The sequence below is a fragment of the Cellulomonas alba genome, assembly GCF_030362835.1.
Classification (GTDB): Bacteria; Actinomycetota; Actinomycetes; order Actinomycetales; family Cellulomonadaceae; genus Cellulomonas; species Cellulomonas alba.
On sequence record NZ_JAUCGQ010000001.1, the window covers coordinates 2,488,915 to 2,512,970 of the forward strand.

At 74.5% G+C, this 24,056-nt stretch carries 14 protein-coding genes and 1 tRNA gene; 10 read left to right on the forward strand and 5 right to left on the reverse strand.

The genetic code is table 11. From position 1 onward, the window contains the following. Window positions 1-49 precede the first annotated feature (49 nt). From QRT04_RS11395 to QRT04_RS11405, 3 genes are all read left to right on the forward strand, one after another. A complete protein-coding gene (locus QRT04_RS11395; RefSeq protein ID WP_289455366.1) occupies window positions 50-1,258 on the forward strand; it encodes a hypothetical protein in 1,209 nt (402 codons plus the stop codon). Between the two features lie 85 nt (window positions 1,259-1,343). Next, a tRNA-Ala gene (locus tag QRT04_RS11400) sits at window positions 1,344-1,416 on the forward strand. A 151-nt stretch (window positions 1,417-1,567) separates the two neighbouring features. Then, the gene (locus QRT04_RS11405; RefSeq protein ID WP_289455367.1) at window positions 1,568-3,841 is read left to right on the forward strand and encodes a helix-turn-helix transcriptional regulator; all 2,274 of its coding nucleotides are present in this window, start codon (window positions 1,568-1,570) and stop codon (window positions 3,839-3,841) included. Window positions 3,842-3,860: 19 nt separating this feature from the next. Here the strand turns inward: QRT04_RS11405 and QRT04_RS11410 are convergent, their stop codons facing one another. The 3 genes from QRT04_RS11410 to QRT04_RS11420 form a co-directional block, all read right to left on the reverse strand. Further along, window positions 3,861-5,411 (reverse strand): GMC family oxidoreductase, encoded by a 1,551-nt coding sequence (locus QRT04_RS11410; protein ID WP_289455368.1) that lies wholly within the window; start codon window positions 5,409-5,411, stop codon window positions 3,861-3,863. Between the two features lie 23 nt (window positions 5,412-5,434). After that, window positions 5,435-6,739: an NAD(P)/FAD-dependent oxidoreductase gene (locus tag QRT04_RS11415; RefSeq protein ID WP_289455369.1), complete on the reverse strand. Its 1,305-nt coding sequence runs from the start codon at window positions 6,737-6,739 to the stop codon at window positions 5,435-5,437. A gap of 96 nt (window positions 6,740-6,835) precedes the next feature. Next, the gene (locus tag QRT04_RS11420; RefSeq protein WP_289455370.1) at window positions 6,836-9,463 is read right to left on the reverse strand and encodes a LuxR C-terminal-related transcriptional regulator; all 2,628 of its coding nucleotides are present in this window, start codon (window positions 9,461-9,463) and stop codon (window positions 6,836-6,838) included. Window positions 9,464-9,706: 243 nt separating this feature from the next. On the opposite strand from QRT04_RS11420, the gene zwf reads away from it, so the two are divergent. Then, complete coding sequence (zwf, locus tag QRT04_RS11425) at window positions 9,707-11,110, forward strand: glucose-6-phosphate dehydrogenase (protein WP_289455371.1); 1,404 nt, start codon at window positions 9,707-9,709, stop codon at window positions 11,108-11,110. On the opposite strand, the gene QRT04_RS11430 is transcribed toward zwf, so the two are convergent. Continuing rightward, window positions 11,107-12,966 (reverse strand): glycoside hydrolase family 15 protein, encoded by a 1,860-nt coding sequence (locus QRT04_RS11430; protein ID WP_289455372.1) that lies wholly within the window; start codon window positions 12,964-12,966, stop codon window positions 11,107-11,109. The genes zwf and QRT04_RS11430 overlap by 4 nt on opposite strands. Before the next feature lie 252 nt (window positions 12,967-13,218). Here QRT04_RS11430 and QRT04_RS11435 point away from each other — a divergent pair, with 252 nt between their 5' ends. From QRT04_RS11435 to QRT04_RS11455, 5 genes are all read left to right on the forward strand, one after another. Then, entirely contained in the window at window positions 13,219-14,643 is a 1,425-nt protein-coding gene (locus QRT04_RS11435; protein WP_289455373.1) for a cytochrome ubiquinol oxidase subunit I, read from the forward strand. Then, window positions 14,640-15,683 carry a cytochrome d ubiquinol oxidase subunit II gene (locus QRT04_RS11440; protein ID WP_289455375.1) on the forward strand — a complete coding sequence of 348 codons (1,044 nt, stop codon included), beginning with the start codon at window positions 14,640-14,642 and terminating at the stop codon, window positions 15,681-15,683. Before QRT04_RS11435 ends, QRT04_RS11440 begins: the two co-directional genes overlap by 4 nt. Window positions 15,684-15,760: 77 nt before the next feature. After that, a complete protein-coding gene (locus QRT04_RS11445; protein WP_289455377.1) occupies window positions 15,761-18,475 on the forward strand; it encodes a cation-translocating P-type ATPase in 2,715 nt (904 codons plus the stop codon). A 125-nt stretch (window positions 18,476-18,600) separates the two neighbouring features. Continuing rightward, on the forward strand, window positions 18,601-19,647 hold the full coding sequence (locus QRT04_RS11450) for a bile acid:sodium symporter family protein (protein WP_326522465.1): 1,047 nt from the start codon (window positions 18,601-18,603) through the stop codon (window positions 19,645-19,647). 62 nt (window positions 19,648-19,709) lie between these two features. Next, window positions 19,710-21,149, forward strand: a complete 1,440-nt coding sequence (locus QRT04_RS11455) for a family 20 glycosylhydrolase (protein ID WP_289455379.1) — start codon at window positions 19,710-19,712, stop codon at window positions 21,147-21,149. 28 nt (window positions 21,150-21,177) lie between these two features. Here QRT04_RS11455 and QRT04_RS11460 read toward each other — a convergent pair whose 3' ends face one another. Beyond that, entirely contained in the window at window positions 21,178-22,998 is a 1,821-nt protein-coding gene (locus QRT04_RS11460) for a dolichyl-phosphate-mannose--protein mannosyltransferase (RefSeq protein WP_289455380.1), read from the reverse strand. 177 nt (window positions 22,999-23,175) lie between these two features. Between QRT04_RS11460 and rsmI the strand changes: the two genes are divergently transcribed. Next, entirely contained in the window at window positions 23,176-24,027 is an 852-nt protein-coding gene (gene rsmI / locus QRT04_RS11465; RefSeq protein WP_289455382.1) for a 16S rRNA (cytidine(1402)-2'-O)-methyltransferase, read from the forward strand. The last annotated feature ends 29 nt before the right edge of the window (window positions 24,028-24,056 follow it).

Consider the following 24,056-nt stretch of genomic DNA (forward strand, 5'->3'; position numbering starts at 1 on the left):
CGCCGGGCGCGTCCACGATCGCCCGCGGGGCCGCCCCTACCGTCGGTGCGTGAACGATCTCGCAGGACCGGTGGCGCTCGCGCTCGTCGGCCTGTGGGTGGCCTATCTGGTGCCGCACAAGCTGCGGCACCGACAGCAGCTGCTGGAGTCGCGGACCGAGGACCGCTACTCCGAGGCGCTGCGCGTGGTCGCCGTGAGCGACCGGCCCGGCCGGGCCCACCGGCTGGAACGGGCGTCGCGGACCGCGTCGGCGTCCGCGGAGTGCGCGCCGGCCGAGGCGCGGACCCGCCAGCTGCTGACCCCGGGCAGAGGGGTGCCGGTGCGACCCGCCGGCACCGCGACAGGAGGCACCACCGTGGACCGACCGCTCGGCACCCAGGACCGTCTCTCCGCCGAGGCCGTGCGCCGCCGGGCGCAGGCGCACGCCGCGAGGGCCGCCGCCGTGGCGCGCCGTCGTGGCGCCGCGCGCCGCCGCGCGCTGCTCGCCGGGGTGCTGCTCGTCGCGACCGTCGCCGCGTGGGGGGTCGTCGGCGTCGTGACCACCGTCTCGTGGCTCGTCGCCGCGGTGCCGACCGTGCTGCTCGGCTCGGTGCTCGTGCTCGGCCGCCGCGCCTCGCGCTCCTGGGCCGCGGCCGACGCGGAGTGGGCGAAGCGGCTCGAGCAGGAGCGCCGCGAGTCGTTCGCGCCGCCGGTGACGGCTTCGCGCGGAACCCCCGCGGTGGCGCCGGCGAACCGGACGGCAGCGCCGGCGAAGGCGCGGCCCGACGCAGCCCGTGAGGTCGCGCCCGCGCCGTCGGCGCGGACGGCCGTCCCGCTGGTCACCGGCCGCGCGGTCCACCCGTCGGAGGCGGAGACGCAGCTGTTCGAGCGGATCGTCGAGGACCGCGGCGAGGGCGAGGCGCCCGCACGACACTCGACCGGTGCGACACCCGTCGTCCGCCGTTCGGCCCCCCTGGACGACGCGGTCGCAGCCGCCGACGCCGGTGCGGCGCGCGACGACGACGAGGCCTGGTCGCCCGTCCCCGTGCCGCGCCCGACCTACACGATGAAGCCCGCGGCACCGCGCCGTGAGCCCGCGCCGCTCGGCGAGGTGGAGGGCTCGACGGCCGCCCGCGCCGCCGAGGCCGTGCCCGCCGCGGCCGACATCGTCGGGGTGCCGGGCGCCGAGCAGCACGCCGCCGTGGAGCCGCCCGCCGCCACCACCGGCAGCATCGACCTCGACGCGGTGCTGGCGAAGCGCCGCGCCTCGGGCCAGTGACCGGGCGCCGTCTGGCGTGCACGGCTGCGGGGCCGGCCGATTTCGTGATGGGCCCACCCGTGGTGCTAATCTGTAGCCCGCTCGCGGGGCTGTGGCGCAGTTGGTAGCGCGTCTCGTTCGCAATGAGAAGGTCAGGGGTTCGAATCCCCTCAGCTCCACCCGAGAGAGGCCCCACACCCTCACGGTGAGGGGCCTCTCGTCGTTCGCGGGCGGGAGCGGCGCGAACCGGGCGCCCCCCGTGCGGCCGCGGAACCGCCGCACGTGGGGGAGCTGGGACGGTTGTCGCGGCGCGGGCCGGATCGTAGCCTCGTGAGCGTGTCTCGGACGGCCGAGGACCGCCGCCAGGGTGCACGCGACCCCGTCGTGCGACGCGACGCCCGCGGCGCCGGTCCCGTACCCCGTCGCGACGCCGCGGGCGCGCCGCACCTCAGGCGCGGCACGGTCGACCGGACGGCGCTGGTCGGGGCGCTGATGAGCGCGCCCGCCTCCGTGGTCACGATCGTCGCGCCGCCCGGCTACGGGAAGACCACCGTGCTCGTGCAGTGGGCCACGCGCGCAGGGCAGCCCGTCGCATGGGTCTCGTGCGACCTCGTGGGGCAGGACCCCGCGTCGCTCTGGTCCGCGATGGTCGGCGCGCTGGGACGGTTCGCGCCACCCGGGTGGGCCGCTCCCGACCTCCTCGCCCGGACCGGCGGCGACGTCGCATCGGTGCCGGCGCTGGTCTCGGCGCTCGCCGAGCTCGACGACGGCGTGATGCTCGTGCTCGACCACGCCGAGGCGATCACGGGGCCCGAGTGCTGGGCCAGCCTCGCCGAGCTCGCGCTGCGGCTCCCGGCGGGGTGGCGGGTCGCGTTCGCATCGCGCGACCGGCTGCCGCTCCCGCTGTCGCGCCTGCGCATGGGCGGCGAGCTGCTCGAGCTCGGCATCGCCGAGCTCGCCCTCACCACGGCAGAGGCGCGCGAGCTCGTCGCCAACGCCGGCGTGGAGCTCGACGACGACCGGGCCGCGGAGCTCGTCCGCGAGACCGAGGGCTGGCCGGCCGGCGTGTACCTCGCGTCGCTCGCCCTGGGCGCGGGCGAGCCCGCCTCGGGTTCGACGTTCACCGGTGACGACCGGCTGATGCGCGAGTACCTGCGGGCCGAGCTGCTGCCTCGGATGTCGGCACGTGAGCGCGACTTCCTCATGCGCACGTCCGTCCTCGAGCGGCTCTCCGGCCCGTCGTGCGACGCGGTCCTCGAGACGACGGGCTCAGCAGACACCCTCGAGGCGCTCGAGTCGCGCAACCTGCTCGTCGTCCCGCTCGACCGGCGGGGCGAGTGGTACCGGTGCCACCACCTGCTGCGCGACCTGATGCAGAGCGAGCTCCGCCACGCGGACGCGGGCGTCGAGCTCGCGCTGCACCGCCGCGCAGAGGCGTGGTTCGCGGCGCACGACCAGCCCGGCCCCGCCATCGCGCACGCCCAGGCCGCGGGCGACGCCGACCGGGCCGCGGTGCTCGTGCTCGAGGCGATGCAGCCGACCTGGGCGAGCGGCCGGATCGAGACCGTCCGCGGCTGGCTCGAGTGGCTCTCCCGGCACCCGCCCACCGAGCTCTACCCCGCGATCGCGGCGCACGGTGCGCTGATCTTCGCGCTGCTCGGCAGCTCCGGCGAGGCCGAGCGGTGGATCGCCGCGGCCGAGAGCATGCCGGCCACCGGTGTGCTGCCCGACGGCAGCTCCCAGGCGGCCACGCTGGCGTACATGCGCGCGAACCTGGCGCGCGAGGGTCTCGTCGGCATCGAGCGCGACGTCGCGCTCGCCCTCGGCGGCCTCGCGCCCGAGAGCCCGTACCGCGCCACGATGCTGCACTCCGCGGGGCTCGTCCACCTGCTCGGCGGCGAGCTCGCGGCGGCCGAGACGGACTTCGGTGACGCCGTGGCTCTCGCGGGCGCCGCGGGCGCGCAGCCCCTCGTCGCGCTGGGGCACGCCGAGCAGCACCTCGTGGCGCGCGGGCTGCGGGACCGTACGGCGGCCGACATGCACCTCGAGGCCGCTCTGGTCGCGGTGGAGGAGGCGCGGCTCGACCACTTCTGGACCAGCGCGCTCGTGCTCGCCGCCGCCTCGCGCGCGGCCGCGGCCGCCGGGCGCGTGCCGGAGGCCCGGGCGCTCGCGCGCCGGGCCGCGCGGCTGCGGCCGCTGCTCACGCACGTGCTGCCGGTCGTCTCGGTGCAGGCGTTGCTCGAGCTCGCGCACGCGTCGCTGGACCTCGTCGACCCCGCGGGCGCGCGCGCGTCGCTCGACCAGGCGCGGCGGATCCTGGTGCGCCGCCCGGGGCTGGGCCGCCTGCGCGACGACGCGGCCGAGCTCGCGGCGCGCCTCGGCCGGATCACCCAGGCGGACGCGGCGGGCTTCACCTCGCTCACGGCGGCGGAGCTGCGCCTGGTGCCCCTCATGTCGACGCACCTGTCGTTCCCGCAGATCGCCGAACAGCTCCACGTCTCGCGGCACACGGTGAAGACGCAGGTGACCGCGGTCTACCGCAAGCTCGGCGTCTCGTCGCGCCGCGACGCCGTGGACCGGATCGAGGCGCTCGGCATCGCCTGAGGCCCCGGGCCGGCCCGGCTCAGCCGAGGCGTGCCAGCAGGTGGTCGCCCACCCGCAGGGCGTTCGCCATCACGGTCAGCGCCGGGTTCACCGCTCCGATGCTGGGGAAGAAGCTCGCGTCGACCACGTAGAGGTTGTCGAGCTCGTGGGCCTTGCAGTCGGTGTCCAGCACCGACGTCGTGGCGTCGCTGCCGAACCTCACCGTGCCGGCCTGGTGCGCGCAGCCCCCGACCGGGATGTCGTTCTTCATGTAGATGTCGCGCGGCACGAGGTGGCCGGGGTGCATACCGAGGTGGTCGAGCCGCCTCGTCACGCGGTGGTAGAGCTGCTCGAGGGGCTCGAGGTTGTTCGGCGTGTACGTCAGCACGACGTCGCCGTCCTTCGACAGCGTGACGCGGTTCTCGGGCCGAGGCAGGTCCTCGGTGGAGAGCCAGAAGTCGACCGCGTGCGCAGCGACCTCGTCGAGCGCGAACATCGGCGCGAGGGCCGCGATGCGCTTCTCGCCGCGGTACATGGGTGCGGACGACTTGCCCACCATCTGCACGTTCCCCATCGGGAACGCGAAGTCGTCGTCGCCGAAGTAGTAGTCGTTGAGGCCGAGCGTCTTCTGGAACCTCGTGTCGTTCCGCTCCTTCGAGACGGCCAGGAACGCGCGGCTGTTGTGGAAGCAGTAGTTCCGCCCGACCTGGTCGGAGCCGTTCGCGAGCCCGTTCGGGTGCCGGTCGTTGGCGCTCGCCAGCAGCAGCTTCGCGGAGTTGGCGGCGCCCGCCGACACCACCACCACCGACGCGGCGAACCGCTGCTCGGACCCGTCGACGACGGCGACCACCGAGGTCACGCTCCGGCCCGACGGGTCGGTCTCGAGCCGGCGCACCTCGGCGCCGCGGAGCAGCGTGACGTTGTCGTGCGCGAGCGCCGGGCGGACCGCGACGACGTCGGCGTCGGACTTGGCGCGGACCAGGCACGGGAAGCCGTCGCACGTTCCGCACCGGATGCACGCGCTCGCGTCGCGGTCGGTCTCGTCGAGCATGACGCCGCACGGTGCGTGGAACGGGTGGAGGCCGACCTTCGCGAGGTCGTCGAAGAGCTGCTGGATCCGGGGCTCGTGCGAGACCGGTGGGTACGGGTACGGCGCGGTGCTGGGCGGCTCGGAGGGGTCCTCGCCGCGCGCGCCGTGCACCTGGTAGAGCCGCTCGGCCTCGAGGTAGTACGGCTCGAAGACGTCGTACCCCACCGGCCACGCGGGCGAGATGCCGTCGCTGTGCTGGAGCTCGCCGAAGTCCTTCTCGCGCAGCCGGTAGAGGGCGGCGCCGTAGAACTTGGTGGCCCCGCCGACGTAGTAGTGGACCTGCGGCTGGAACGGCCTGCCGTTCGCGTCGTACCAGGTGTCGGCCGAGACGTACCGGTTCTCGACGAACACGGCGTTCGCGTCCCAGTTCTCCGGCTCGCGCGGCAGCCAGTCGCCCCGCTCGAGGATCAGGACCCGCTTGCCCGACGGCGCGAGCCGGTGCGCGAGCGTCCCGCCGCCCGCGCCGGATCCCACGATGATGACGTCGTACTCGTCGGCCATGGCTGGCTCCTCCGCCTCGCAGGTCAGCGCCGCTCCGTGTCGATGTGCGGCCGGTCCTCCTCGTCGCCGCCCCACGCGATCCGGTGGGGGGTCGACGACTCCTCGACGTGCGCGACGTGCTCGTGGTCGAAGTACTCCCAGGCCCACGTCAGGAACGCGTCGGTGCGGGAGTGCACGCCGCTCAGCAGCAGCGCGTGGACCCCGAGCCAGGCGGCGAACGCGAAGGGGCCCTCGACCTGGTGGCGGTGCCGCGTGCCGACCTCGGCGACGGCGGCGTTCCGCCCGATCATCGCCATGATCCCCTTGTCGCGGTACACGAACGGCTGCGCCGGCTCGCCGTGCAGGCCGCGGACGAGGTTCTGGGCCGCCCAGCGGCCGGACTGCTGCGCGACCGAGCCGAGCTGCGGGAGCGCGCGCGTCGGGTCGTCGGACGGGATGTTCGCCGCGTCGCCGACGGCGTACACGCCCGGGTAGCCGTCGACGGTCAGGTCGGGGCGCACGTCGATGCGGCCCCCGCGCCCCGGTGTCGGGCCGGCGTGCTCGAGGATCGCGGCGCCGGACTCGCCGCCGCCCCACACGACGGTGCGCGTCGGGATGCTGGTCCCGTCGGTGAGGACGACCCGGTCCGCGTGCACCTCGCTCACGCCGACACCGAGCCGGATGTCCGCACCGCCCGTCGTCAGCTTGCCGTGCGCGTAGTGGTGCGCCTGATCCGAGAACTGCCCGAGCAGCGCGTTGCCGCGGTCCACGAGCGTGACCCGGCCCGGCTCGAGCCCGCGGGTCCGGTGCAGCTGCGCCATGAGCTCGACGAGCGCACCGGTGACCTCGACGCCGGTCGGCCCACCGCCGACGACCACGACGTCGATCGCGCCGTCGGCCGTCGACGCGGGGTCGGCCAGCGCGGTGCGCAGCAGGTCGCGCAGGTGGAGGCGGAGTCGCTCGGCGTCGGCGACGGAGTACAGCGGGAACGCGTGCTCCTGCGCGCCCGGGGTGCCGAAGAAGTTGGGCTGGGCGCCCGCGGCGACGACGACGTGCGACCCGGTCAGGACGCGGCCGTCGTCCAGCGTCAGCGTGCGCGCCGCGAGGTCGGCGGCCACGACGTCGGCCGTGTTCACGTCGACCTTCGGGTGCTCCCTGAAGATCGTCCGGTGGGGACGGGCGATGTCCTCCGCGGGGAGCTGCGAGCTCGCCACCTGGTAGAGCAACGGCTGGAACTGGTGGTAGTCGTTGCGGTCCACGAGCGTCACGTCGACGCCCTGGGCCGCGAGCTCCCGGGCGCTCGCCACCCCGGCGAGGCCGCCCCCGAGGACCAGGACTCGTTCCGCCATGCCTCGAAGCCTCGCGGCGCTCGCCGTCGCGGCGCATCGTCCGGTCCGGATGACGCGCAGCCCGAGCCGGGCCGTCGGCGACGGGCGCCGGCCCGGTCAGACCAGGCCGAGCTCCCGCGCGCGACGCACGGCCTCGTTGCGCCGGCCGACCGCGAGCTTGTCCAGGATGTGCCGGACGTGGGTCCGCACGGTGTTGACCGAGATGAACATCGAGGCGGCGATCTCCTGCGTGCTCATGAGCTGCGCGAGGCGGTCGAGGATCTCGCGCTCACGCTCCGTCAGCGGCTCGTCCGGCGCTCGCCGCGGACGACCGGGCGTCAGCACGGCCCGCGCCGGCGGCTCCGTGCGCCAGGTCGGGCGCTCGCGCCTCGTCGCGGGCCGGAGGGCGCGCCTCGCCGCGGGTGCGAGCCAGGCGGCTCGGCCGATGACCTCCGGGTCGGTGCGCAGGAGAGCCCGCACCCCCGGTCCGGCGTTGCGCAGGGGGCGCCTCAGCTGCTCGGGCTCGCCGAGGGCCAGCGCCTCGAGCACGAGCGCGCGGCCGTCCTCCGAGCGGCCCTGGCGGCAGAGCCGCTCGGCCCGGTCCACCAGGCGTTCCATCTGCAGCGGCGACGGCTGGACCCGCAGCTCGGGCCAGTCGTCCGCCGACGGGCCGGCGACACCGCGCACCGCGGCCCGGCCGGGCGCGTCCGGTGCCGCCCCGCCCCCGGCGGTGTCGCGCGCAAGCGCGGCCTCGAGCACCGCGTTCTCGTGCGCGAGCGGGACCGCGAGCCAGGACGACTCGGGTTCGCTCCGACGCAGCAGGTCGCGCGCGCCGGGCAGGTTGCCCCGGTCCCGCATCAGCCGGACGCGCAGGAGCAGGCACAAGGCGGCGAGCGTGGGCTCCTCGGCGCTCTCGCGCGTGCGCACCGCGCGGGTGAGCCACAGCTGCGCGCGCGCGAGCTCCTGCCGCTCGGTCGCGACCCACGCGCGGGCCAGCGCGGACGCCGCCGACCGCCCGTCCGGCCCGATGCCGGCGTCGTCCGCGATCCGCTGCTCGGTCTCGGCGAGCGCGTCGGCCCGCGTGAGGTTCCCCCGGCAGGCCTCGACGAGCGCGAGCATCGCCAGCGCGCGCCGGCGGCGCGGTTCCCCGTCGTCCTCGCCGAGCCGGAGCATCGCGTCGGTGAGCCGGCCGGCCGCCGCGTCCAGCTGGCCCTCCCGGAACGAGATGCGCCCCTCGACCTCCTGGAGACCGGCGCCGACGACCCTCGCCGCGGCCGGCGGGAGCGCGGCGACGGCCGGTCGCGCACGGTCGACGGCGTCGAGCGCAGCCTCGGCATCACCCTCGGACAAGCTCACCCGGAGGTGGACGAGCGTCTCCGAGAGCGCCGACGCGTCGCCGCCCGGGCCGAACCGCTGCGCGGCCGCGAGCCACACCGCGGCGCGGTCGACGTCGCCCGAGAGGGCTGCGCGGGCGGCCTGGACGACGGCGGTCTCGCGCGTCTCGACCGGCGCGTCGCCGACCCAGCCGTCGAGCCCGCGCGCGTCGTCCGACGCCACGAGACACTGCGCGACCACGCCGGCGTCGACGAGGACCGCGGCGCCGTACGCGGCGTCGCCGGCGAGCGCCGCGTGGGTGGCGGCCTCGCCGGGAAACCCCTGCGCGACGAGGTGGTCCGCGACCCGGCGGTGCAGGCGGGCAGCTTTGTCGGGCTGCCGGCGGCAGAGCTCCGCGTAGAGCGCCCCGCGGACGAGCGGGTTCAGGCGCAGCCGGCCGCCGGTCGCGTCGGGGATGACGAGGGGGTCCGCGTGCGCGAGGGCGCGTGCCCGCTCCGCGCGCCGGTCACCGCACAGCCGGGCCGCGAGCGCCGGCGAGAACTCGTCGACGACCGAGACCGAGCGGAGCAGCGCGCGGTCGTCGTCGGCGAGGCCTCCGAGCACCTCGGCTCGCAGGAAGTCGCCGAGCGAGCCGACGGTCGGGGCGAGGCAGGCGCGCACCTGCGCGTCCGACGGAGCCGTCCAGCGGCGGTCGCGGAGCTCGAGCGCGGCGAGCCGGACCGCGGCCGGCCAGCCGTCGCACGCGTCGAGCGCTGCGCGGACGGCGGCTCCGCTCGGCTGCAGCCCCAGCGCGGTGAACGTCGCACCCACCGTCTTGGCGCTGAGCCGCAGGTCGTCGGCGCCGAGCTCGGCCAGCCGTCCGTCGATGCGGTAGCGGTAGAGCGGCAGCGCGGGCCGGCGCCGGGTCAGCAGCACGAGGCTCAGCCCGTCCGCGGCCCGGTCCAGGAACGGACCGAGCGCTCGGACGGCGCGTCCGCCCGCCAGCTCGAACCGGTCGAGCACGAGCGTGACCCGCCGGGGGCCGGTGGCGAGCGCGTCGGCGAGCGCGTCGACGGCCGCGGGGCTGATGCCGGTCACCGCGCGCTCGCTCGTCGGCACCCCGTCGGCCAGCGTGCTCATCAGGTGCGACCAGAACACGTCCGGGTCCGCGTCCGCCGGCTCGAGCGTCAGCCAGAGGACGTCGGGCTGGGTGAGCGTCCACTGGCCGGCGAGCACCGTCTTGCCCCACCCGGCGGGCGCGCAGACGACGGTCAGCTGTGCCGAGGACGCGGCGTGCGCGAGCCGGTCGACGAGCCGCGGACGCGGGACCAGAGGAGCACGGGGCACGCGCGGGGTCCGCGCGGACGGGGCGGGGAGCAGCCCTCGCGGCTCGACGTCGGCAACGATCGCAGCGTCGTCTCGGACGTCCATGGCCGCCTCCCCTGCCCCGCCCGTGGGACCCGCTGCGACGCGCGGGCCACGCCTTCGACCCAACGTCGCGGGCGCGGGTGAGTCATCGCCTCGATGGGGTGAAGCGCGGCTCGCCCGCTCGGACCGGTCCGGGCCGGGAAGTCATCCCCGTGGGACGACGCCGGGCGCGGCCGGAGCGCCCACGGTGGGGATCTCGGACGCGTCCGGCACCGTCGGCGCGTCGTCCCGGCGTGAGGAGTCGAGATGGTCAAGACGGCGGGGCACGCCGAGACCCGGCCCGCGGACGTGCTCGTGATCTTCGGCATCACGGGCGACCTGGCCAAGGTGATGACGTTCCGGTCGCTCTACCGGCTCGAGCGTCGCGGCCTGCTCGACTGCCCGATCGTGGGCGTCGCGGTGGACGACTGGTCGCTGGACCAGCTGGTCGAGCGGGCGCGCCAGTCGATCGTCGGGACGGGCGAGACGCTCGACCCGGCGGTGTTCGACCGGCTCGCGAAGCGGTTGTCGTACGTCAGCGGCGACTTCAAGGACGCCGCGACCTACGCGAGGGTCGCCGACGCGGTGAAGGGCGCGCAGAGCCCCGTGTTCTACCTGGAGATCCCGCCGTTCCTGTTCGGCGAGGTCGTCCGCATGCTCAGCGAGGCCGGGCTGACGGACGACGCGCGGCTCGTGATCGAGAAGCCGTTCGGCCATGACCAGGCCACCGCGGTCGCCCTCGCCGAGGAGCTGCACCAGTACGTCGAGGAGTCGCAGCTGTACCGGATCGACCACTACCTCGGGAAGATGGGGCTCGAGGAGATCCTCCACCTGAGGTTCGCGAACGCGATCATGGAGCCGGTCTGGAGCCGGAACTACGTCGAGTCCGTGCACATCACGATGGCCGAGGACTTCGGCGTGGAGGACCGCGGGCACTTCTACGACCCGGTCGGCGCGCTGCGGGACGTCGTGGTCAACCACCTGATGCAGGTGGTGGCCGCGTCCGCCATGGAGCCGCCGTCGCGCGGGGACCCGACCACGCTCAAGGACGCGGAGGTGGCCCTCTTCCGCGCGGTCGAGGAGGCCGACCCGGCCCACTACGTCCGCGGCCAGTACGACGGGTACCTCGGCATCGACGGCGTCGCCGCCGGGTCGACCACCGAGACGTACGCCGCGCTGCGCCTCGACATCGAGAACTGGCGGTGGGCCGGCGTCCCGTTCTTCATCCGGACCGGCAAGCGCCTCGCGGCGACGCAGACCGAGCTGCGCCTGGTGTTCAAGCGGCCCCCGCGGCTCGGCTTCGGGCCGCCGAGCCACCGACCCGAGCCGAACCAGCTCGTCGTCCGCCTCGACCCGTCGACCGGCATCAAGGTCGAGGTCGACGCGCACCGCGCGGACCTCGCCGGGGTCGGTCAGGTCGAGATGCAGATGCTGTTCGCCGACGAGGGCGGCGAGGGCCCGACGCCCTACGAGGTGCTGCTGCACGCGGCGATGCTCGGCCAGAGCACGCGCTTCGCCCGCCAGGACGCGGTCGACGAGACCTGGCGGATCATGCAGCCGCTGCTCGACGCGCCGCCGGACGTGCACCCGTACCAGCCGGGGTCCTGGGGCCCCGCGGCGGCCGACCGCGTCACCGCCGGGTTCGGCGGGTGGCGCACGCCCTGGATCTAGAGAGCGACCTCCTCGCGGAAGTCCGCGAGGATGATCCGCGCCGCCGCCTCGATGAGCGCGAGGTGCGAGAACGCCTGCGGGAAGTTGCCCAGGTGCCGCGCTCGGTCGACCTCGAACTCCTCCGCGTACAGGCCCAGCGGCGACGCGACGCGCAGGAGACGCTCCATCAGGTCCCGCGCCCGGTCCATCTCGCCCACCGTGGCGAGCGCCGAGACGAGCCAGAACGAGCAGATCAGGAACGTGCCCTCCTTGCCGGACATGCCGTCGTCGGTCTCGTCCGTGCGGTAGCGCAGCACGAAGCCGTTCTCGGTGAGCTCGCGGTCGATCGCCTCGACGGTGGCGTGCATCCGCTCGTCGGTGCCCGGCAGGAACCCGAACAGCGGCGCGAGCAGTGTCGAGGCGTCGAGGGCGTCGGTGTCGTAGTGCTGACGCAGCACGCCGCGGTCGCTGACGCCGTGCGCGAGGATGTCCTCGCGGATCTCCTCCGCCGTGGCGCGCCACTTCTGGGCGAGCTCCTCGTCGTCGCGGATGCTCGCGAGCTTCGACGCGCGGTCCAGCGCGACCCAGCCCATGAGCTTCGACGAGACGTAGTGCTGCGGCTCGCCGCGCGCCTCCCAGATGCCCTGGTCGGGCTCGCGCCACGCCGCGATCGCGCACGCCGCCTGCGACTCGACGAGCGGCCAGAGCCGCCTGGGCAGGCGCTTGCTGCGCGTCGTGTGCAGCAGGATCGAGTCGAGGACGGCACCGAACACGTCGTTCTGGCGCTGGTCGAACGCGCCGTTGCCGATGCGGACCGGCCGGGCGCCCTCGTAGCCCGTCAGGTCGTCGCGCGTCGACTCGGTGAGGTCCCGGCGGCCGTCGATGCCGTACATGATCTGCAGCGCGCCGTCGGGGTTCGGCTGGAGGTCCGCGACGAACTGCATGAACTCGTCGGCCTCCCAGTCGAGGTTGAGGTAGTGCAACGCCTGGAGCGTGAACGTGGTGTCGCGGACCCAGGTGTAGCGGTAGTCCCAGTTGCGCTCGCCGCCGGGGGTCTCGGGCAGCGACGTGGTGAGGGCCGCGACGGTCGCGCCCGTGGGCATGAACGTCAGCCCCTTGATCGTCAGCGCCGAGCGCTCGATCGGGTGGCGCAGCCGGTGGTCGGGCACCCGCGCGCGGGCGAGCCAGCTGCGCCAGAACTGGACGGTGGCACCGATCCGCGCCTCGGCGTCGGCGACGTCGACGGGCGAGGCGAGGCCGTCGGCCCACGACAGCGCGCAGAAGGCCTTGTCGCCCTTCCGCAGCACGTGACGCGCCCGCGCCGAGCCGCCCTCGATGCCGATGAGCATGTCGGTGCTCAGGCGGAAGCGCTGGCCGGCACCCGAGGCGTCGGCGGCGTGACCGTCGCCGACCTGCGACCAGTCGGCCGGGACCCGGCCGTAGTCGAAGGCGGGCTCGCAGACGAGCTCCACCTCGACCGAGCCGTCGAGGCACTCCACCGTGCGCACCAGCAGGTGGTCGGCGTCGTCGTCGGCGGGCGGGCGCGTGTGCGGCGTCACGACGTCCGGGCCCTGCCGCGGACCCATCGTCAGCGCGTCGTGGACCAGCAGCCACCCCCCGGGCGTGTGCCACGTCGTCGTCATGACGTTCGTGCCGGGGACGTAGACGCGGGCCGTCGGCACGTTGATCCCGTACGGACCGAACCGGAACGAGCCGGCGCCGCGGTCGAGGAGGTTCCCGAACGCGCTCGGGGCGTCGAAGGCGGGCACGCAGAGCCAGTCGACCGAGCCGTCCGGCGCGACGAGGGCGCCCGTGTGGCAGTCGGACAGGAACGCGTAGTCCGCGATGGGCGGGAACGGCGAGGTCGCAGCGCTCACGGCGCACTCTCCTGAGGCTGGTGGCGGGGCTCCATGCTCGGCCGGACGCGTGGCGCGCGGCATCACCCCCCGGTGATGACGTCTCGCGCGCGGCTGCGGTCGGCGCACGCGGGACGAGAGCCGCGCAACCTCCGCGGCGGTCATCTCGCCGGGGTGATGCGACCCCGCCCGGCCGCTCCCTAGGCTCGCGGCACCGGGGTCGTGCGTCCCGTCCCGGCCGTGCTCGTGGGAGCGTCCAGGAGGGTGACGCCCGTGACCTCAGCAGTCGAGGCCCTCGTCGCGATCGGTGCGGTCGACCCGGTCCCGTGGGCGCGCAGCCAGATGGCGTTCACGCTGGCCTCGCACATCATCCTCGTGCCGCTCGGCGTCTCGTGGGCGTTCATGACGCTCGTCGCGAACTACCGCGGCATCAAGCACCACGACGCCGACGCGCTGCGGCTCGCGCAGCGCTGGTCGAAGTACATGGCGGTGACGTTCGCCGTCGGCGCGGTCACCGGGACGGTGCTCTCGTTCGAGTTCGGCCTGCTCTGGCCGCGGTTCATGGGCCGGTGGGGCGCCGCGTTCGGCGTGCCGTTCGGGTTCGAGGGCATCTTCTTCTTCACCGAGGCGATCTTCATCGCGATCTACATCTTCGGCTGGCGCCGGCTGCGGCCGTGGGCGCACTTCTGGACCGGCGTGCCGATCTGGGTCGCCGGCATCTTCGGCACGATGTCGGTGGTCGCCGCCAACGCGTGGATGAACGCGCCCACCGGGTTCACGCTCGACTCGTCGGGTGACGTCGTCGCCGTCGACCCCGTCAAGGTCATCTTCAACGACGCGATGCCGCTCCAGGCGGCCCACATGCTGGTGGCGGCCTACCTGGTCGGCGGATTCCTGATCGCCTCGGTGTACGCGGTGGCGATGCTGCGCGGCCGCCAGGACCACTACCACCGGACCGCGTTCGTCATCGCCTTCACGGTGGCCACGGTCGCCACGCCGGTGCAGATGGGGGTGGGCGACGCGCTCGCGCGCTGGGTCTACGACGAGCAGCCCACCAAGTTCGCGGCGATCGAGCTCGTGCCGAGCACCGGGAGCGACGTCCCGGAGACCCTGCTCGGCCACCTCGACGCGAACGGGCAGGTCAGCGGCGGCATCCCCATCCCGGGGCTCGCGTCCTGGCTGTCCGACCCGAGCACCGGCCGGTCGACGGTCGTCCAGGGGCTCGACGCGGTCCCGGCGGACACCCGGCCGACCACGTCCGAGGTCAACGTCGTCCACCTGTGCTGGGACGTCATGGTCGGCCTCGGGACGCTGCTGCTCCTGCTCGCGCTCTGGTACGCCGCCACGTGGGTCTTCCGCCGACGGATGCCCGCGAGCCGGTGGTTCCTGCGCGCCGCGGCCGTCTCGGGCGTGCTGGCCGTGGTCGCGATGGAGGCGGGCTGGGTCGTCACGGAGGTCGGGCGCCAGCCCTGGATCGTCTACAACCTCATGCGCGTCGAGGATGCCGCGACCGCGAACACCGGGGTCTGGGTCACGTCGATCACCGTCGGGGTCGTCTACGCCGCGCTCGCGGTCACGACCGTCGTCGTCCTGCGCGGCATGAGCCGGCGTGCGCGCCGCCGCGACGAGTTCGTCGAGCACGAGGGTCCCTACTCCCCGACCGTGCCCGCGGCGGACCGGGACGAGGTCGCGCTGTGAGCACCGTGGTCGCCCTCGTGCTGCTGCTGGCCGTGACCGCGTACGCCGTGTTCGGGGGTGCGGACTTCGGTGCGGGGTTCTGGGACCTCGCCGCGGGCGGGGAGGAGCGCGGACGCCGCCCGCGGGCGCTGGTCGAGCAGTCGATCGGTCCGGTCTGGGAGGCCAACCACGTCTGGCTGATCTTCATCTTCGTCGTCGCGTGGTCGGCGTTCCCGGGGGCCTACGGGTCGATCTGGCTGACGTTGTTCGTCCCGCTGACGCTCGCCGCGCTGGGCATCGTCCTGCGCGGCGCCAGCTTCGCGTTCCGGAAGGCGGTCGCCGGCCGGCGCGCGCGCACCGTGCTCGGCGCGGGGTTCGCAGCCGCGTCGGTGCTGGTGCCGTACTGCATGGGCTCGGTCGCGGGCGGCATCGCGTCGGGGCGCGTGCCGCCGGGCGGCAAGGCGGGCGACCCCGTCGACAGCTGGCTCAACCCGACGTCGGTCGTCGCCGGGCTCCTCGCCGTCGCGCTGGTCGCCTACCTGGCCGCGGTCTTCCTCGTGTGGGAGGCGCGCGGTGCGGGGGAGGAGGACCTCGCCCGGTACTTCCGGCGTCGCAGCGTCGTCAGCGCGGTCGTCGTCGCGGCGGTCCTCGTCGTCGGTCTGCTCGTCGTCCGCACGGACGCGCGGCCGGTGTTCGACGGGCTGACGTCGCAGGCGGCGCCCGTCGTGATCGCCGGGGCGCTGTGCGGCGCGGGTGCGCTCGTGCTGCTGGTGCGCGGCGCGGCGCGCGGTGCCCGGGTGCTCGCGGCGCTCGCCGTCGCGGCGACGGTGGTGTCGTGGGGCGTGGCGCAGTGGCCGTACCTCCTGCCCGAGACCCTCACCGTCGCGGACGCGGCCGCGCCGTCCGGCACGCTGACGGCGATCCTCGTCGCGGTCGGGCTCTTCGTCCTCGTCGTGGCCCCGGGGTTCGTCCTGCTCTACGTGCTCGAGCAGCGCCGGCTGCTGCCCGACGAGGGCGTCGAGGACGCCGCCGAGGCACGCGCGGTACCCGGTCCCGGCTGACCCGCGGCGCGGTCGAGGGCCACCCGGGATCGAGCCGGACCGGGACAAAGGCGACGTCCCGACCTAGATTCGCTGTCATGACGAGTCCCACGGACGTGACGCAGGTGATCCGGACGAGCTCGGTGCCGTGGTTCACGCTCTCGGCGCAGGACGTGGTGCACGACCTCGGCACCGACGCGGGCGCCGGGCTCACGTCGCACGAGGTGACGAGCCGGCAGGCGTTGTACGGCCCGAACGCGATCGCGTCCGAGCCGCCCCCGTCGACGTGGTCGGTGGCGCTGCGCCAGCTGCGCGACCCGATGAACCTCATGCTCATCGCGGTCGTGATCGTCTCGGCCGCCATCGGCGAGGGCGCCGTGGCGGTGCTCGTCGCGGCGCTCGTCATCCTCAACGTCGTGCTCGGCACGCGGCAGGAGCTCAAGGCGCGCGCGAGCGTGGACGCGCTGGCCAAGCTCCAGGTGCCGCAGGCGAAGGTCGTGCGCGCCGGCACGCTCGCCCAGGTCCCGGCGCTCGAGCTCGTGCCCGGCGACATCGTCAACCTCGAGGCCGGCGACCTCGTGCCCGCAGACGGCCGGCTGCTCCGGTCGGCGACGCTCGAGACGCAGGAGGCCGCGCTCACCGGGGAGTCGGCGCCCGTGCCGAAGGACCCGGCGACGCTGACGGACCCCGACGCGACGCTCGGCGACCGCGCGTGCATGGTCTTCCAGAACACGTCGGTGACCCGCGGCACGGCGACGATGGTCGTCACCGACACCGGCATGAAGACGCAGATGGGCCAGATCGCGTCGATGCTCTCGGCGGTCGCGCCGGCCAAGTCGCCGCTGCAGCGGGAGCTCGACTCGCTGACGCGCGTGCTCGGGATCGTCGCGTGGTCGGCCGTCGCGGTGATCGTCGTCATCGGCCTGATCCGCGGCGAGGACGCGACGACCGTGCTGCTGCTCGGCATCTCGATGGCGATCTCCGCGATCCCGACCGGCCTGCCGACGTTCGTCCAGTCGATGCTCGCGTACGGGAGCAAGCAGCTCGCCGAGCACCGCGCGGTCGTCAAGAACCTCACCGACGTCGAGACGCTCGGCGCGACGAGCGCGATCAACTCCGACAAGACCGGCACGCTGACGATGAACGCGATGACGGTCCGCACGATGTTCCACGGCGGCCGGTGGTTCCGGATCCAGGGCGAGGGCTACGCGAAGACGGGCGCGATCGAGCACGTCGCCGGCACGGAGGTGCCGGACTTCACGCGCCTCGCGTACGGGCTGTGCCTCGACAGCGACGCGACGGTGTCCGACGCCGGCGAGGTCGTCGGCGACCCGACCGAGGCCGCGCTCGTCGTGCTGGCCGCGAAGATCGGGGTCGACGCCGAGGAGACGCGGCGGGCCTACCCGCGCGCGGCGGAGGTGCCGTTCGACTCGGCGTACAAGTTCATGGCGACGTTCCACCAGCTGCCGGTCCAGGGCACGCTCGGCCTGGTCGAGCTCGTCAAGGGCGGGCCCGACGTCGTGCTCGCGCGGTGCTCGCAGGCGCTCGCGCCCGGGGACGCGGTCGTGCCGATCGCGGAGTCCGTCGAGGACATCCAGGCGGCGAACCAGCGGATGTCGGAGCAGGGGCTGCGGGTGCTCGCGTTCGCGTTCCGCCGCGTCGACGCGCCGCTCGCGGACGTGCAGGCCGACCCGATGGCGCACGTCGAGGACCTGGTGTTCGTGGGGATGGTCGGCATCATCGACCCGCTGCGGCCGACCGCGAAGGACGCGGTCCGCACGGCCCGCGAGGCCGGCATCGAGGTCCGCATGATCACCGGCGACCACGCCATCACGGCGTCCGCCATCGGCCGCGAGCTCGGCCTCGGCCCGGGTGCCGCGTCGGGCGCCGACATCCAGGCGATGACGGACGCGGAGCTGACGGCCGCCCTGCCGGACCTGCACGTGTTCGGCCGCGTCACGCCGCAGGACAAGCTGCGGCTCGCCAAGCTCATGCAGGCCGGGGGCGCGATCGTCGCGATGACGGGCGACGCGGTCAACGACGCCGCGGCGCTCAAGCAGGCCGACATCGGCGTCGCGATGGGCTCGGGCTCGGAGGTCACGAAGCAGGCCGGGAAGATGATCCTGACCGACGACAACTTCGGCACCCTTGTCACCGCGATCCGCCTCGGCCGCGGCATCTACGACAAGATCGTGAGCTACGTCCGCTACCAGATGGCGTCGCTGTTCATGCTCGTCCTGCTGTTCCTCGTGGCGAGCCTCGCGAACATCAACGGCGGCGTGCCGCTGACGCCGATCATGGTGCTGTTCCTGAACTTCTTCATCACGATCTTCCCGGTCGTCGTGATCCTGCTCGACCCCTCCCCGGACGACCTGATGCAGCGCCCGCCGCGCGACCCGAAGGTGACGATCTCGAACCGTCGTGCCGTGACGCAGTGGCTCGTGTACGGCTTCGTGATGTTCGGCGTGACGCTGCTCGCGCTGCTGCTCGCGCCCGGGCCGATGAGCCAGGACCACGCGAACGTGCCGATGACGATGGCGTTCGTGGTCGCGGCGCTCGCGTCCCTGTTCGGCGGGCTCGCGATGCGGCGCGACCCGGGCTCCGGGCTCGAGGCGCCCATCGTCAACGCCGTGAAGTGGCTGTCGATCCCGCTGCTGCTGACCGTCGTCTCGGTGCAGGTGGCCGGGCTGCAGCGGCTGCTGATGACGACGTCGCTCACCGGGCCGCAGTGGCTCGCCGCGATCGCGCTGGCGGCGGTGGTGCCGATCGTCGTCGAGCTCGACAAGCTGGTGCGCCGGCACCGGGGCGCGTAGCGAGCCGCCGGGCGGCCGCGCCCCGGCCGCGTCGCCCAGCCGCGTCGCGACGGGTGCAGCGTGCGGCCGCGTTGCCCAGCCGCGTCGCGACGGGTGCAGCGCGCGGCCGCTGCGAGGATGGCCGCGTGCCCGACGACCTGCGCCCCGACGACCTGAGCCCAGGCGCCGACCTGAGCGACGACCCCGGCACGGCTGCCGCGGGCTCGCGCTGGGCCGCGGTCCGCGCGTGGATCGACCCGCTCGTCGTCATGATCCTGACGGTCCTCGTGCTGGGCCTCGTGCTCCCTGCGTCCGGCGGCGCGGCGACCGTGGTGCACGGCCTCGAGACGGCCGCGATCGTCCTGCTGTTCTTCCTCTACGGCGCGCGCATGCCGACGCGCGAGGTGTGGGACGGGCTGCGCAGCTGGCGCGTGCAGGGGTCGATGCTCGCCGCGACCTACGTCGCGTTCCCGGTCCTCGGCCTGCTCGTGCAGCTGCTGCCGGACTCGGTGCTCGCACCCGACCTGCGCACCGGCCTGCTGTTCCTCTCCGTGCTGCCGTCGACGGTGCAGTCGTCCGTGGTGTTCACGTCGATCGCGCACGGGGACGTCGCGGCGGCCATCACCGGCGCGACCGTCTCCAACGTCACGGGCGTCCTGCTGACGCCGCTGCTCGCGGGGCTGCTGATCGGTGGGACGGGCGGCAGCTCGCTCGCGGGCTCGGTGCCGCAGATCCTGCTGCAGCTGCTGCTCCCGTTCGCGGTGGGCCAGGTCGTCCAGCCGTGGATCGGTGGCTGGGTGCGGGGGCACGCGCACCTGACGCGGATCACGGACCGGACGACGATCCTGCTGGTCGCGTACGCGTCGGTGAGCGAGGCCTCGACGTCGGGCGCGTGGGACGACGTCACGCTGGTCGTGGTGCTGACGCTGCTCGTCGTCTGCGCGGTGATGCTCGTGGCCATGCTGGCGCTGACCTGGACCGGCGGCGGGCGGCTCGGGCTGGGCAGGCCGCAGCGGATCGCGCTGCTGATGTGCGGGTCGAAGAAGAGCCTGGCCACGGGTCTGCCGATGGCCTCCGTGCTGTTCGCGCCGGCCGTCGCCGCGAGCGTCGCGCTGCCCGTGATCGCGTTCCACCAGCTGCAGCTCGCGACGTGCGCGGTCCTGGCGCGCCGTCTCGCCCGGACCGTCGAGTAGCGTGCTCCCGGGCGTTCGTCACCGTTCGTCCACCTGGTGAAGCCGTCGCCCGAGGAGCACCGTTGCACGCTGTCGTCCCCCGCCCCGCCAGCCTCGAGGAGCTCGGGGGCGAGCCGTACCGGGTGGGCCCGGACACGACCGTCGACGTCGACGGCCGGCCCGACCTGGTCCAGGTGGCGGTGCTCGCCGCCGACCTGATCGGTCGCGTCACCGGAAGCCCGATCCCCGTGCGGCACGCCGGCCGGGACGAGCCGGGTGCGGTGCGGCTGACGATCGCCGACGACCTCGACGACGAGGCGTACCGGCTGACCGTCCGCGCGCGCCGCGTGCAGATCGAGGCGGCGCGCCCGTCCGGCCTGGTGCGCGGCCTGGTCACGCTGCGCCAGCTCATGGACGACGACGGCGCCGTGCCCGCGGTGCGCGTCGCCGACCGGCCGCGGTTCGCGTGGCGTGGCCTGTCGATCGACGTCGCGCGGCACTTCGTCACGGTGCCCGACCTCAAGACCGTGATCGCGCTGATGTCGCACTACAAGCTGAACGTGCTGCACCTGCACCTCACGGACGACCAGGGCTGGCGGCTCCACGTGCGCTCGCGCCCCGAGCTCACACGCCGCTCGTCCGCCTCGGCGGTCGGCGGCGACCGCGGCGGGTTCTACTCGGCCGACGACTACGCGGACCTCGTGGCGTACGCGGCGGCGCGCGGCGTGCGCGTCGTGCCCGAGATCGACGTGCCCGGCCACGTCAACGCCGCGACGCACGCCTACGGCGAACTCAACCCGGACGGCCGGCCGACGGACGAGTACACGGGCATCGAGGTCGGCTTCAGCCGGCTGCACGCGGACCTGCCGGCCACGCGCCCGTTCCTCGACGCGGTGTTCGCCGACGTCGCGGCCATGACGCCCGGCGAGTACGTGCACATCGGCGGCGACGAGGTGCTGACGATGGACCACGACGAGTACGCGCGGCTCGTCGGCATGGCGGCAGCCGCGGTGCGTGCCGCCGGCAAGAAGGTGATCGGCTGGCAGGAGATCGCGCACGCGGCGGTCGAGCCGGGCACGCTCGTGCAGTTCTGGGACCCGCGCGCCGACCCGGCGGCGTTCGTCGCGGCGGCGCGCGCCGGTGCGCGCTTCATCATGTCGCCCGGGTCGCACGCGTACCTCGACATGAAGTACGACGCGAGCACCGCGCTGGGGCTCGAGTGGGCGGGACACATCGAGCTGCGCGACGCCTACGACTGGGAGCCGACCGCGTTGATCGACGGCCTGCCCGCGGAGGCGGTGGTGGGTGTCGAGGCCGCGATCTGGACCGAGACGCTGCGCGACCTGCGCGCGCTGACGACCATGCTGCTGCCGCGCCTGGCGGCCGTCGCCGAGGTCGCGTGGACCGGTGCGGCGGACCGGTCGTTCGACGACTTCCGCGAGCGGGTGGCCTCGCACGCGCGGCTCTGGGAGCGGCTCGGTCTCGGCTGGTACGCGAGCCCGCAGGTGGACTGGCAGCGCTGACCCGCCGCGCCGTCCGCCGCCTCGCGGCCTAGACCCAGCTCTCGAACCACATGTGCGAGTGCCAGAACGACCACGGCACGGTCCACGCGGACCAGATCGGGTAGAAGTACAGGCCGACCGCCACGGCCGCCGCGACGAACACCGACACGCACGTCAGGGCGATGCGCCTCGCCCGTGGGTCGCCGTCGCGGGGACCCACCACCAGCCCGAGCACGTACGTGAGCGTCAGCACGACCCACGGGACGAAGGCGACCGAGTAGAACGTGAAGATCGTGCGGTGCGCGTAGCCGAACCACGGCAGCCACCCGGCGACGATCCCCGACAGGACCGCGACCGCACGCCAGTCCCGCGTCCGCAGGAACCAGACCACCGCGATGACGATCGCCGCCGTCGCGCCCCACCACACGAGCGGGTTGCCGATCGCGGTGATCGCCTGCGAGCACTTGTCCGAGCCGCACGCCGCCTGCGCCTGGTCGCCGAACAGGCTCGAGATGCTGGTCGGGTACCACATCGACGTCGGGCGCCACTGGACGATCCAGCCGAGCGGGTGCGCGGCATACGGGTGCGGCGAGTCGAGGCCGTTGTGGAACTGCCACATCTGCTCGTGGTAGTGCAGCAGCGACCGCAGCGACCGGGGCAGCCACTGGACGCCCTGGCCGGGGTTCTGCTCGGCCCACTGACGCAGGTACGCGTCGGGGTGCGTGAACCACGAGAACCACGAGCCGAGGTACACGAGCGCGGCGACGCCGACCATGCTGACGCCCGCGACGATGCCGTCGCGGAAGACCCCGGCCTCGAACCACCGGCGCACGCCGATGGTGCGTCGCGCCTGCATGTCGCCCAGCACGCTGAGCACGCCGAACACGGCGAGGAAGTAGATGCCGGACCACTTGGTGCCGATCGCGAGGCCGAGCAGCACGGCCGCCGCGAGCCGCCACCACCGCCAGCCGAGCCGCGGGCCGAGACCGGCCGCGAGGTCTCCGCCGGCGTCGAGCACGGCCGCTGCGCGGTCCGCGAGCCGCCGCCGGGAGCGGTCGCGGTCGATCAGCAGCGCGCCGAACGCGGCGAGCACGAAGAACATGAGGAACGGGTCCAGCAGGCTGACGCGCGACTGGACGATCGCCTCGCCGTCGACCGCGAGCAGCAGGCCGGCCACCGTGCCCAGCGCCGTCGAGGCGAACAGGCGCCGGCCGATCCGCGCCACCATCAGCACGGACAGGGTGCCGACCACCGCGGCCGAGAGCCGCCACGCGGTCGAGCTCGTCGGCCCGCCGCCGAGCCACATGCCGAGCGCGATCATCCACTTGCCGACCTGCGGGTGGACCACGTACTCGCCGGTCGTGAGGATGCCCGACATGGTGCCGGCCTCGAACTTGGCGTTCGGGTCGTTCTCCCAGTTGGCCTCGTAGCCCTGGTGCAGCAGCGAGTACGCGTCCTTGACGTAGTACGTCTCGTCGAACACGAGGTGGTGCGGGTTGCCGAGGTTCCAGAACCGCAGCACGCCGCCGAGCACCGTCACGGCCAGCGGCAGGAGCCACCCGAGCACGCGCGCGCGGCGCGTCGCGTCGAGCGCGAGCGTCGCCTCGCCGAGCAGGCGGCGCAGGAGGCGGGTGGCGGTCGGCTCGGCCGGGTCCTCGCCCGGTTCGGGGGCGGGGGAGCGGCCGCGCCGCGCGCGCGTCGGACGGTCGTCGGGCGCTGGCTCGGGCCGCTCGGGCTGGAGCGCGGCCGGGTCGGGCCCGGCGCTCGTCGGTGCGAAGACGGGACGGTCCCGGTCGCCGGTGGCGACCGGAGCCCCGGGCACGGGGCCCGAGGGCGGGTTCGACGCGACGTCGTCGGGCGTGGGCGGCACCCGGTCATGGTAGGGGCGAGCGCTGTGCCGGGGAGGGGCATCCGAACGTTACGGAGACCGCGGTTATCGATCGGGGCTGTGGGTGGCTCGAGCCGCGGCGGCACCCGCCCTGCGGGGTCGGCCGGCGGTCGGGTGCCGGCGGCTCGACCGTTCGCGGCCAGGTGGGACGCTTGCCGCATGTCGAACCCCCAGCCCGCCGGGCGGCTCGTGCTCGCCGCGACGCCGATCGGCAACGCCGAGGACGCCTCGCCCCGCCTGCGCCGCCTGCTCGAGGAGTCGGACGTCGTCGCGGCCGAGGACACCCGGCGCCTGCGCGCCCTCGCGGCGCGGCTGGGCGTCACGATCGGCGGACGCGTCGTCAGCCACCACGAGCACAACGAGGCCGCGCGCTCCGCCGAGCTGCTCGAGGTCGTCGCGAGCGGGGGCACCGTCGTGGTCGTCACGGACGCGGGCATGCCCGCCGTCTCCGACCCGGGTTTCCGCGTGGTGACGGCCGCCGTCGAGGCAGGGCTCACGGTCACGGCGGCCCCCGGGCCGAGCGCCGTGCTGACCGCGCTCGCGCTGTCCGGCCTGCCCACCGACCGGTTCTGCTTCGAGGGCTTCCCGCCGCGCCGGCCGGGCGAGCGGGCGCGCGCCCTCGCGGCGCTCGCGGACGAGCGCCGCACGATGGTGTTCTTCGAGGCGCCGCACCGGCTCGCGGAGCTGTTGGGCGCGATGTCCGACGCGTTCGGCGCGGACCGCCCCGCCGCGGTGTGCCGCGAGCTCACCAAGACCTACGAGGAGGTGCGGCGCGGCGCCCTCGGCGAGCTCGTCGGCTGGGCCTCGGACGGCGAGGTGCGCGGCGAGATCGTCGTGGTGGTGGGCGGTGCGGCACGGGCTGCGGCGACCGTGGGCGACGTCGTGACGGAGGTGCTCGCGCGGGCCGACGCGGGGGAGCGCCTCAAGGACGTCGTGGGTGACGTCGCGGAGGCCGCAGGGGTCTCGAAGCGGGAGCTGTACGCGGCGGCGCTCGCCGCGCGGCAGCGCTGACGCGGCATCGTCGAATCGTTACGATCACC